The 11,645-nt window shown below is 62.0% G+C and carries 10 protein-coding genes; 7 read left to right on the top strand and 3 right to left on the bottom strand.

Annotated elements, in window-relative coordinates; genetic code table 11:
- The 3 genes from MOV74_RS18830 to MOV74_RS18820 all read left to right on the top strand — a co-directional run.
- Nucleotides 1-676: class I SAM-dependent methyltransferase (locus tag MOV74_RS18830; protein ID WP_246925459.1), on the top strand; the 676-nt coding region annotated here is incomplete at its 5' end.
- A gap of 161 nt (nucleotides 677-837) precedes the next feature.
- Complete coding sequence (locus tag MOV74_RS18825) at nucleotides 838-1,947, top strand: efflux RND transporter periplasmic adaptor subunit (protein WP_246925456.1); 1,110 nt, start codon at nucleotides 838-840, stop codon at nucleotides 1,945-1,947.
- Nucleotides 1,948-2,214: 267 nt separating this feature from the next.
- Nucleotides 2,215-5,322 (top strand): efflux RND transporter permease subunit, encoded by a 3,108-nt coding sequence (locus MOV74_RS18820; protein ID WP_246925454.1) that lies wholly within the window; start codon nucleotides 2,215-2,217, stop codon nucleotides 5,320-5,322.
- A gap of 197 nt (nucleotides 5,323-5,519) precedes the next feature.
- Here the strand turns inward: MOV74_RS18820 and MOV74_RS18815 are convergent, their stop codons facing one another.
- The 3 genes from MOV74_RS18815 to MOV74_RS18805 form a co-directional block, all read right to left on the bottom strand.
- Nucleotides 5,520-6,704, bottom strand: a complete 1,185-nt coding sequence (locus MOV74_RS18815; RefSeq protein WP_246925452.1) for an amidohydrolase — start codon at nucleotides 6,702-6,704, stop codon at nucleotides 5,520-5,522.
- A gap of 54 nt (nucleotides 6,705-6,758) precedes the next feature.
- On the bottom strand, nucleotides 6,759-8,177 hold the full coding sequence (locus MOV74_RS18810) for an amidase family protein (RefSeq protein WP_246925450.1): 1,419 nt from the start codon (nucleotides 8,175-8,177) through the stop codon (nucleotides 6,759-6,761).
- A gap of 79 nt (nucleotides 8,178-8,256) precedes the next feature.
- Entirely contained in the window at nucleotides 8,257-9,210 is a 954-nt protein-coding gene (locus MOV74_RS18805) for an alpha/beta fold hydrolase (RefSeq protein ID WP_246925448.1), read from the bottom strand.
- Nucleotides 9,211-9,321: 111 nt separating this feature from the next.
- Here MOV74_RS18805 and MOV74_RS18800 point away from each other — a divergent pair, with 111 nt between their 5' ends.
- The 4 genes from MOV74_RS18800 to MOV74_RS18790 all read left to right on the top strand — a co-directional run bounded on the left by MOV74_RS18800 (nucleotide 9,322) and on the right by MOV74_RS18790 (nucleotide 11,434).
- Entirely contained in the window at nucleotides 9,322-9,951 is a 630-nt protein-coding gene (locus MOV74_RS18800; protein ID WP_246925446.1) for a TetR/AcrR family transcriptional regulator, read from the top strand.
- Nucleotides 9,952-10,217: 266 nt separating this feature from the next.
- Complete coding sequence (locus MOV74_RS18795; RefSeq protein ID WP_246925443.1) at nucleotides 10,218-10,679, top strand: universal stress protein; 462 nt, start codon at nucleotides 10,218-10,220, stop codon at nucleotides 10,677-10,679.
- A gap of 78 nt (nucleotides 10,680-10,757) precedes the next feature.
- Nucleotides 10,758-10,886 carry a hypothetical protein gene (locus MOV74_RS40830; protein ID WP_007600646.1) on the top strand — a complete coding sequence of 43 codons (129 nt, stop codon included), beginning with the start codon at nucleotides 10,758-10,760 and terminating at the stop codon, nucleotides 10,884-10,886.
- A gap of 179 nt (nucleotides 10,887-11,065) precedes the next feature.
- Nucleotides 11,066-11,434, top strand: a complete 369-nt coding sequence (locus MOV74_RS18790; protein ID WP_246925439.1) for a rhodanese-like domain-containing protein — start codon at nucleotides 11,066-11,068, stop codon at nucleotides 11,432-11,434.
- Nucleotides 11,435-11,645 lie beyond the last annotated feature (211 nt).

The following is an 11,645-nucleotide window of genomic DNA, read 5'->3' as shown; positions in this document are numbered from 1 at the left end:
TCTGGCCGCCCGCGTCGGCGCGGGGGGCCATGTGCTGGGCGTGGACATATCCGAAGCGCTGATCGGCAGAGCGCGCGCGCTGGCGCCACAGGATACACCGGTCCAGTTCCAGGTGGCCGACGCCAGCAGCGCCGAGCTGCCCGAGGGCGCGTTCGACATCCTGTTCTCGCGCTTCGGAGTGATGTTCTTTGACGATCCTACGGCGGCGTTCGCTCATATGCGCCATGCGCTCAAGCCGGGCGGGCGGGTCGCTTTCGTATGCTGGCGTGGCGTGGCCGAGAACGATTGGGTGCGCCTGCCGATGGACGCGGTCAAAGGCATCGTCCCGCCGATGGCGCCGCCCGGTCCCGAAGCGCCCGGCCCATTCTCGTTCGGCGACCGGGGGCGGGTGGCTCGCATCCTGACGGCGGCCGGCTTCACCGATATCGGTATCGCGCCCTTCGATGCTTCCATCCCGTTTGGCGAGGGCGCGACGCGGGACGCGGCGATCGACGAGGCGGTGAAGATGACGTTCGAGGTCGGCCCGCTGTCGCGCGTGCTCGCTGATCAGCCCGACGACATCCGCGCCCGCGCATCGGCCGCGGTTCGTGCCGCCTTCGCGGGCCGAACCGGCGAGCGATCGGTGATGATCGACAGAGCGACGTGGATCGTCACGGCGCGCAATCCGACAAGCTGACAGGGATTAGCAGGGAGACGCTCCGCTCGGTGGAGGGGGGCGTCTTTGGCCGGTCAGCGGGACCAGATGAGGGTATATTCGCCGGCGGCCTCGGTCTCGGAGAGTAGAGAGATAGTTAGTTGACCAATCGGTCAGGGTACACAGAAGAGATGGGTGCTGACATGAGTTACCGGCTTATCGATGCCATTTCCTATTCCAGGCTGTTGGCAGGCGTGTCGCTGGCCCTGATGGGGGCTTCGCTGGCCGGGTGCAATGACACCGTCGCCGAGAAGGTCGAGCCGCCGCGGCCGGTCCTGGTCGCAACCGCGCATTATGGTTCCGAGACGCCGGAGCGCAGCTTCGTCGGCACCATCAGGCCGCGGATCGAGAGTGACCTCGGTTTCCGCGTCGCCGGCAAGGTTGCAAAGCGTCTGGTGGAAGTCGGCCAGACCGTCGAGATCGGCCAGCCGCTGGCGACCCTCGACGAGGTTGATTTGAAGCTCCAGGCCGAGCAATCCGTCGCCGAGCAGACCGCTGCGACCGGCGTGCTGGCCCAGGCGGCCGCCGCCGAGCAGCGCGCCAAGGACCTGAAGGCCAAGGGCTGGACCACGGATGCCCAGATGGATTCGAGCCGTGCCGCTGCCGACGAGGCCCGCGCGCGCCTGAACCGGGCTGAGCGCGCGGTCGAGCTGACCAAGAATTCTCTTTCCTACGCGACGCTCAACGCCGACGCCCGTGGCGTCGTCACCGCAACGCTGATCGAGCCCGGCCAGGTGGTCGGCGCGGGCCAGGCTTCGATCCGCGTCGCCCGCTTTGCCGAGAAGGAAGCGGTCGTCGCGATCCCTGAGACGCTGGTCGGGCGTGCCAAGTCGGGCGTCGCCAGCGTCACTCTGTGGTCCGAGCCGGACAAGAAGTACACGGCCAAGCTGCGCGAGATCGCGCCGACGGCCGATCCGGCCACGCGCACCTATCTGGCAAAGTTCTCGCTGCCCGAGGCCGACGACAAGGTCGCGCTCGGCATGACCGCGACGCTGACGCTGTCTGACGCGGCCACCGAGCGCGTCGCGCGGTTGCCGCTGTCGGCGCTGTTCAACGAAGGCGGCAAGCCGTCCTTCTACGTCGTCGACGACAACGGCGCGCTCACCCTGAAGCCGGTTGTGGTGAAGTCCTACGACAGCAGCGACGTCATCATCACCGGTGGTGTCGACGAGGGCGCCAAGATCGTCGCCCTCGGTGTGCAGAAGCTCGATCCGGGCCAGAAGGTGCGGATCGTGTCGTCACTGTCCTTTTAACTTCTGTCATTCCGGGGCGATGCGAAAGCATCGAACCCGGGATCTCGAGATTCCGGGTCTGGTCCTTCGGACCATCCCGGAATGACAAGAAAAGTGAGTTCCATCGTTGCGAGGCGAGTTTCGGCCCGAGCGCAAATGCGAAGGCTGAAGCGGCGAAGCGATCCAGAATCTGCCAGCCCCCTGGATTGCTTCGCTGCCTCGCGATGATGGGTTGAATAGAGTGGCTGTCGTGTTTTTGGCAACTGGATCGTCTTTTCGGAGAGAGCGATGAAGCGCTTCAACCTTTCGGCCTGGGCCGTCAGCCATCCGACGCTGGTCCTGTTCCTGATGATCATGCTCGGCGTCGCCGGCTTCTTCTCCTATCAGAAGCTCGGCCGCGCCGAGGATCCGTTCTTCACGGTGAAGGTGGTCAACGTCTCCGTGATCTGGCCGGGCGCGACCGCGCAGGAGATGCAGACCCAGGTCGCCGATCCCATCGAGAAGAAGCTCCAGGAGCTGCCCTATTTCGACAAGGTGCAGACCTATTCCAAGCCCGGCTTCGCCGCGCTGCAGGTGACGTTCCGCGACGATACGCCGCCGAAGGAGGTGCCTTATCTCTTCTATCTGCTGCGCAAGAAGGTGATCGACGTACAGGGCCAGCTGCCCTCGGGCATTCTGGGACCCGTCGTCAACGACGAGTTCTCCGACGTCGACTCCATCCTCTACATGATGACCGGCGACGGCGCCGACTATGCCCAGCTCAAGAAAGTCTCCGAAGGCTTCCGTCAGCGCCTCCTCAAGGTGCCGGGCGTGACCAAGGTCGACGTCTACGGCAATCAGGACGAGCGCATCTTCGTCGAATTCAGCCACGCCAAGCTCGCGACCCTCGGCATCACGCCGCAGGCGCTGTTCGATTCGCTCGCCAAGCAGAACAACGTGACGCCGGCCGGCACGGTCGAGACCTCCTCGCAGCGCGTGCCGCTGCGCGTCACCGGTGCGCTCGACGGCGCCAAGGCCGTCGCCGAAACCCCGGTCGAGAGCAACGGCCGCGTGTTCCGCCTCGGCGACATCGCCACCGTCACCCACGGCTATGTCGATCCGCCGAGCTTCGTCGTCCGCCAGGAAGGCAAGGCCGCGATCGGCATCGGCCTCGTCACCGCCAAGGGCGCCAACATTCTCGAGCTCGGCAAGGAGGTCGAGAAGGCGACCGCGGAGTTCATGAAGGCGGTGCCGCAGGGCATCGACGTCAAGCTGATCGCCGACCAGCCCAAGGTGGTCGAGCACGCCGTCGGCGAGTTCGTGCACTCCTTCATGGAAGCGCTCGTCATCGTGCTGTTCGTCTCGTTCCTGGCATTGGGCTGGCGCACCGGCATCGTGGTCGCGCTCTCCGTGCCGCTCGTGCTCGGCATCGTCTTCATCGTCATGAACACGATGTCGCTCGACTTGCACCGCATCACGCTGGGTGCGCTGATCATCGCGCTCGGCCTGCTCGTCGACGACGCCATCATCGCGGTCGAGATGATGGTGGTGAAGATGGAGCAGGGCTGGGACCGCATGCGCGCGGCGTCATTTGCCTGGGAATCTACTGCGTTCCCGATGCTCACGGGAACGCTGGTCACGGCCGCTGGCTTCCTCCCCATCGGCTTTGCCAATTCCGCGGTCGGCGAATATGCCGGCAGCATCTTCTGGATCGTGGCGATCGCGCTGGTCGCCTCCTGGTTCGTGGCCGTGATCTTCACGCCCTATATCGGCGTCAAGCTGCTGCCGGAGATGAAGGCGCACCACAATCACGACCCGCACGCGGTCTACGAGACCCGCATGTACCGCGGCCTGCGCGCCATCGTGCGATGGTGCGTCAATCACCGCATCACCGTGGTGGCCGCAACCGTCGGCGTCTTCATCGCCTCGGTCGTCGGCTTCGGCCATGTCCAGCAGCAGTTCTTTCCGCTGTCCGAGCGGCCCGAGCTGTTCCTCCAGCTGCGCCTGCCCGAGGGCACCGCCTTCAACGTCACTGAGAAATCGGTGAAGGAGGCGGAGAAGCTGCTGAAGGGCGATCAGGACATCGCGACCTACACCGCCTATGTCGGCCAGGGCTCGCCGCGCTTCTGGCTCGGCCTCAACCCGCAGCTTCCGAACGAGGCCTTTGCCGAGATCGTCATCGTCGCCAAGGGCGTCGAGGCGCGCGAGCGCATCAAGGCCAAGATCGAGAACGCGGCTGCCGACGGCATGCTGTCCGAGGCGCGCGTGCGCGTCGATCGCTTCAATTTCGGTCCGCCGGTCGGCTTCCCCGTCCAGTTCCGCGTGATCGGTCCCGACGCCAACAAGGTGCGCGAGATCGCCTACCAGGTTCGCGACGTCATGCGGCAGAACAAGAGCGTCAAGGACGTCCAGCTCGACTGGAACGAGCAATCGCCGTACCTCAAGCTGGTCGTCGACCAGGATCGCGCCCGCGCCATGGGCCTGACCCCGCAGGACGTCTCACAGGCGCTCGCGATGCTGATCTCGGGCGCGCAGGTTACGACCATCCGCGACGGCATCGAGAAGGTGGCCGTGGTCGCCCGTGCGACCCCCTCCGAACGTCTCGATCTTGGCGGCGTCGGTGATCTCACCATCACCTCGCGCAATGGTGTGGCCGTGCCGCTGCAGCAGATCGCCAAGATCGAGTATTCCCACGAGGAGCCGATCATGTGGCGGCGTAACCGCGACATGGCCATCACCGTGCGCTCGGACGTCGCCGACGACGTGCAGGCGCCCGATGTCACGGGTCAGATCACGCCGAAGCTGAAGCCGATCATTGACCGCCTCGAGCCGGCCTACCGCATCGAGGCGGGCGGCGCGTTCGAGGAATCCGCCAAGGGCAACGCCTCGATCTTCATCCTCTTCCCGCTGATGGTCATGGTGATGCTGACGCTGCTGATGATCCAGCTTCAGAGCTTCTCGCGCCTGATTCTGGTGTTCCTGACCGCCCCGCTCGGCATCGTGGGCGCCTCCTTCGGCCTCAACGTCGCCAATGCCCCGTTCGGCTTCGTGGCGCTGCTCGGCCTGATCGCGCTCGCCGGCATGATCATGCGCAACACGGTCATCCTCGTCGATCAGATCGAGACCGATGTTTCGCACGGCCTCACCAGGCGCGAGGCGATCATTGAGGCAACCGTCCGCCGCGCCCGTCCGGTGGTGCTGACCGCGCTCGCCGCCATCCTTGCCATGATCCCGCTGTCGCGCTCGGCATTCTGGGGCCCGATGGCGATCACCATCATGGGCGGATTGTTTGTCGCGACGTTCCTGACGCTCTTGTACCTGCCGGGCCTCTACGCCCTCTGGTTCCGCAAGAGCCTGGACGAGGCCGGCACGCCCGAGCAGATGGTCGAGATCGCCATGCAGGAGGACTGGGCGTAGCGCCAATCGACTACATATAGCGGATATCTTCTCGACCACTGCGCCACGTCGTGTGGGTCACGGCTACCGACTCACGAATTTTGGTTTCTTTATTTCGCAGAAGAAGTCCAAGCGACGTGGCCATTCTATGATCGGAAAGGCTCATGGCTTGATCGGCGGTGCTGGCTTTTCTGCTGTGACGTACCGCGCAACCCGGTCTAGGTCGCCGACTCCTCGGTCTCGAAGGCAGTTCGGCTTTGCTGCCGCAAGGTCTCATCGCAAAAGAAATCTAGCGCGGTCATGGCAATCGCCTTTGCGCCATCGATTATCGCCGCATCCCCGTCCGGCGAACCGGCGTATTTTGCAAACTCCGGATCGTGCAACATTACGCCGAAAGGAGCACAAGAGATCAACGGATGCAGGGTCGGAATACGGACGCTGACATTGCCTATGTCTCCGCCCCCTGCAGGTAGACCACGGTAGTCGATGAACTGCCGTCCGAGTGACTGTGCATTGCGCTCATATGCGTCGGCGAGCGGAAGGTTTACTTTCATGCCGAGATAGTCAGCATCGGACCAGCGGATCTCCACCTCACAGCCGGCGACGGATTTACCTCGACGAAGACAATCCTCGATGGGCTTTTTCAATGCCCGGAGTTGTTCCAAAGTGGCAGCGCGTACAAAATAGTGCGCTTGCGTCTTCGCCGGGAAAACATTTGGAACAGACCCGCAGCAAGGGATTACGCCGTGGATCTGCTCGCCTCGTTCAAACGTCTTCCGGAGTTCGACGATCGCTTGGTGCGCAACTGCGGCGGCGTCGACAGCGTAAGCGGACGTGCCCGTTCCAAGGACGGGGTGCCCGGTCCGCCCCGTATAGGTGACGTACACTTCCGAAATAGGATTGGTTCGGACGGCTTTGGTTTCGACGCAGGCCGGATGAAGCATCATCGCAGCGTCCACCCCGTCGAAGGCTCCAGCACGTGCCATTAGCTCCTTGCCGCACCCGCGTTCCTCCGCAGGCGTCCCCAGGTAGCGCACCGATCCAGGCATGTTCCCGCGAAGAGAGTAAAGCGCGAGCGTCGCTCCCAACCCGATCGCAGCGATCATGTTATGACCGCATGCGTGGCCTACCTCCGGCAATGCATCATATTCGGACATGATTGCAATGCGCGGTTGCGTCGGAACGCCAAATTCTGCACTGAGCGCCGTCTCGAGACCGAAAGCTCCCTCGACTACTTCCAGGCCGTACTTTCTCGCCGTGGAAGCCAGCAGCGAAGCCGCCTGACGCTCGTCGAATGCCAATTCCGGCAGGGCGTGGATGCGATGGCTGACATCGATGAGTTGGGACGCAAGCCTGTCGACTTCCTGGCAGGATCTGGTCTTCAGATTAGCCCTGACATCCATTGAAGTCTCCCATGAGTTTGATCATCAGCATCAGCGAACATCGGTAAGTTGGACTTAGAAAACAGGCTTCGGGATCAATGGCAGTTCTCTTTCGACCGCGAGCGCGATGCTGAGGAGCGCCGCATCCGAGCCCGGCAGCGCGTCGATGCAGAGACCAACGGGAAGGCCGCCCTTCGTCATGCCTGCGGGGATCGAAATGCTGGGCATGCCGGCAATGGACGTTGGATCGGTGCTGCGAATATAGGCCGAGAGAGCGGGTATCTGCTGGCCATTCCACGCCACCGCTCCATCTGCTCCGACCGCACGCGCAGGAAGTGGCGTCGTGGGAAGAACCAGGGCATCGAGTTGCTCTCGAGCGAAGCAATTTCGATAGGCTTCTATGACGGCTGGACGTCCTGCTTGCAGGATTGCGACATAGTCGTGGTGGTGGATCGGATTATTAAGCAGGGCTGTCTGGAAAAGCCCGCGCTCGATGGGCCCTGCTACCTGATCGACTACTTGCCAGGCGGTGACGGGACATCGGTGGCGATTCAGATACGCAGCGACGTCGCGCAACCCCTCATACATGATGATCGGCACAGAGATCTTGCTGACAAGCTCTTCGATGTTGACAACTTCAGTCTCGATCAGAATGGCGCCGCCGTCCGCCAGTTTACCGAGTGCTGCGTCTATGACTGCGCTGACGTCCTGATCAAGATCATTGTAGAAGTAAGGACGGGGGATGCCGAGTCGCTTGCCGGCGAGCGATCCGGCGACGGTCGGCATGTCGCCGGTAACCGCCCAATCAGCCAACATGGCGTGAGTGACGTCGCGCGCAAATGTCCCGATTGCGTCACGAGTCAGCGAGAGCGGAATAAGACCATCAGCCGGATATCTCCCGATTGTCGGTCGAAAGCCGACACATCCGCTCAACGATGCTGGAACGCGGCAAGACCCCGCCGTATCGGTCCCCAACGCTATGGGCACAATTCCCGCAGCCACGGCAACCGCGCTGCCACCGCTGCTGCCCCCGGCAATGACGGCCGGATCGTAAGGATTCTTGACGCGACCGAAGGTCGGATTGTCGGAGGTGACTCCTGCAGCCAATTCATGGAGATTCGTCTTGCCGACCATGACCGCACCCGCCGCGGTCAAGCGTTTCACGATCAAAGCATCTGACGGCGGCCGCCATTCGCGCAACGCCGGGGTGCCACCGGTACAGGCAAATCCTCTTACATCAATATTGTCCTTGACTGCGATCGGCATCCCCGCGAGCGGCAGGCATTTTCGGGATGTCGCTTGACACTCCGACTCGTCTCTTTCGGCAAGAGAGATAAACGCATTCAGATGCGACAATTCGTTCGCGCGAGTGACCGCCGTCGAAGCCTCAGCTCCGGCGTTCCTCGCCCTGGCAGCAAAGTCATTCGAAAGCGAAAGCAGCTCGATGCATTGCGAAGCATCAGCCAGTTTCGGCGCAGCGGCAGAAGGGACCATTATTTTCTCCGTGTATCTTGCAAGCGCCAGAGAATGAGAATTGCGGGGCAGGCCATCGTGATGGCGAACTGCTGGCTCGTCACGCGGAAGGAGCTTCCGCCAGATGTTTGAGGATTAGGCCAGTCGTCTCATCCGATCGCTCGTGGTGTGGTAAGTGCCCGACATCCGGCAGCACATGAACCTTCGCCCTCTTGAGCGCTTCCCTGAGGCGTGCGACTTGCGGCAGCGGAGTAACACGGTCCCGATCTCCCCAGATCACCAAGATCGGCAGACGCGAGTCTGAACTTGCGTAGCTTGCAGTCGCGTCGTGGATCGGCATATTGCGGACCGAGGACAACAATGCCCGCTTAAATCCCTTAAACTCCAATTCGGGTGCATAGCGCACGCGGAGCCAGTCCTTGAGAGCGCCATCGGTGGAATAGTCGTCGATCCGCTTCAGTAGGAGGCGGGTCCCAACCAGGCTGAAGAGAAAGGATCCCAGGATCGGGATCATGAACAGGCGCGACCCTTTGCTCATATGCACGCCAAATCCGTCCGGCCCGATGAAGCAGAGCGAACGCACCAAGCCGGCGTGACGGACGGCGAATTCTGAAATGATGGGGCACCCGAAGGCGAGTCCCATCAGATGCACTTTCTGCTTGATCTGCAACGCAGAGAGCAACTCGAACAGTTGGTTATCGAAAAGATCGCTATTGTACGGGACACCTGGCCTATCGGAGTAACCACGCCCCAATAGGTCATATCGGATTACGCGATAGCCTGCTGCCGCGAGCTTGGAGGGGAGATCTCCCCATATCCATTGGGGCAGAGTTGCGCCGGGCACCAACACAATCACCTCGCCCGAGTCTGGCCCCTCGGCAAGCCAATGCGTTTGGCCGACGCTCAAACTGACGAACCGGCCAGGGGCTTTCGCCCGCGCTGCGTCATTCATGGAGACGCGTTCTCGGGCAGCGTAACGCAATGCGAGGAGTATGAGCAGAATCCCGACAGTCACGGCGAACACGACCTCACCAAATGAAATATTCCCGGTCATCCATGAGCTCCACTGACTAACGGTCAGTCATAATTGATGACTGACCGTTAGTCAATGATGTGTTATGTCGGGAAAACATGGTTAGACCCCGAGCGCCGGAGAGAGGATGTGATGCAACCGAGGACGTCCAAGCGTGGGAGTCGGACCAAAGACGCGGAAGAACGGCGAGCCGACATTCTAGCGGCCGCCGCGCAGATCTTCCGGGAAAAGGGAATTACAGAGACCTCGATCGAAAGCATTACCGAGAAAGCTGGCATCGCCAAGGGCACATTCTACCTCCACTTCAAATCGAAGGATCACGTCGTAGCGAGGCTGTGGGAAGTCTATCTCGAAGGCTTCGTCAGTATCGCTCGCGAGCGTCTCGATGCTGCGTCGAAGGATACCGAGTGGCCGTCACTGTTCGCAGACCTGCTTGAACAGCTTGTGACCCACGCGCTTGATCATGCGGAACTCCATCGAACGATCTACCAAACGGCCGACGCGAAGGCGCTTGATCTTTGTCGTGAGATGAACGGAAAGACGATGGCACTGATTTCAAAAGTCATCGTGCGGGGGGTCCATGCCGGTGCATTTCAGTGCACCACCCCCGAACTCACAACGTCACTAATTTATCACGGAGCGGACGGCCTTCTACACGAGGTTATCCTTGGCTCTCGCTCGATCTCGAAAGCGAAAATCGTGCGCACGATCCAGGAATTTGCCGACCGGACCCTTCTGGTAGGACAACGAAAAGGGGCTTGATGCTGGGCCCCCTTACATACACGCTCTTTCCGCGAACTTACTCGGACAGCTTCGTCGAGTTGAGGATTGTGGCGAGAGCGTACTCAATAGCTCCGGTCACCTTCGCGGATTCGCAGGCTTGTGAATCAAATGCAGTCCTACCGTAACAGCAGCCTTTCGATCCGCTGACGGCGAGACCGGAGCCAACACGGGCGCATGGACCCACGGCGCGCATCGGACCATACTCCCCAGGCATCACTTTGTTCGACGAGCAAGGGAGCCACCGGATGTACGCCAACATTCTCTTGAGCACGGATGGATCGGACGTCGCGAGAAAAGGCGTCGAGCATGGCATCACCCTGGCGAAGGCCTTGAACGCCAGGCTCACGATCATCACCGTGACGGAAGCGCTGCCGGTCGACTATGGCAGCGGACACGCCTCGGGATGGATTCCGACACAGGACGAGATCGACAGTTTTGACGCAGCTTGCAAGGCCCGTGCGGGCAAGGTGCTCGATGACGCGCGCGCGATGGCGGAGCAGATCGGCACGCCTGCAGAGCTCCTGCATGTTCCGAATGCGCACCCGGCGACCGCGATCATTGAAACGGCAAAGTCCAGGGCATGCGACCTGATCGTCATGGCCTCTCATGGGCGTCGCGACCTCAGGAAGCTGTTTCTGGGCAGCCAGACATCCGAGGTCCTGGTGGACGGAAGCGTGCCGGTGCTGGTGGTGCCGAAGCCCGCATGAGTGTAGGGCTTATTTCGCACCGCCCGGCTGTTCCGCCGAGCATCCGCATGAGACGCCGTGTGGCGGCAGGAGAATTTCATGACCAGTGAAAAAGGCCCGAACATCAAGAAGAAGCAGAAATGCAAGAATTGCGAGGGCAAAGGCTTGCTCAAGAAGGGCGACAAGGTCGTGAAGTGCCAGCGCTGCAAAGGCACGGGGGTGCGGTGACGTTGCGTCGAGGTCCGCTGTAACATGCGGTTGCTCGGCAGCCAGTTGCGCACTTCCCACCAAGCCGGCGCCTGGTGCGCGACGAAGCGGCTTTTCCGGCATACCATCCTCCCGCGACAGGAGGAGGCGAAGCGCGACCAATGTGCTATCCTTCCCCGTAAGCAACAGCGGAGGAAACCATGCCAACCAGCGTCAAGCAGATGCTCGAAGCCGCGAATGCGGCGGTCCCCAAGATCACGTCGGACGAGGCGGCCGAGATGATCAAGAGCGGCAACACGCTGGTCGTCGACGTTCGCGATGCGCCGGAGGTCGCGGCCAGCGGCAAGATCGAAGGCGCCGTGCATGTCTCGCGGGGGATGCTGGAGTTTCGCGCGGATCCGGAATCGCCCTATCACGACAAGGCGTTCGACAAGAGCAAGAGCGTGATCCTTTACTGCGCCTCCGGCGGCAGATCCGCGCTCGCCGGCAAGCTGCTGAAGGATATGGGCTACGAGAAGGTCTACAACGTCGGCGGTTTCAAGGATTGGACCGGGGCGGTCGAGAAATAGCGGCCATCGGCCGATCGCTCCCTTGGGCGAGGCCGATCGCTCCCTTGGGCGACCAAGTCGCCCGATCGATCAGTTTCCGAACAGATTGACGGCGCCGCCCTGCCGGGGCTCGTCGCCGCCGAATGCCATCACTGGCGCTTCGGCGCGCTGCTCCGCTTGCGGCTGCGATTTGCGCCTTGCCGCAGCCAGCCGCCTTGCCTTCCGTTCCGCA

The organism is Bradyrhizobium sp. SHOUNA76 (assembly GCF_023006445.1).
GTDB lineage: Bacteria > Pseudomonadota > Alphaproteobacteria > Rhizobiales > Xanthobacteraceae > Bradyrhizobium.
The sequence above is the reverse complement of the archived record's forward strand: the minus strand, read 5'-3'. Positions and strand labels throughout refer to the sequence as shown.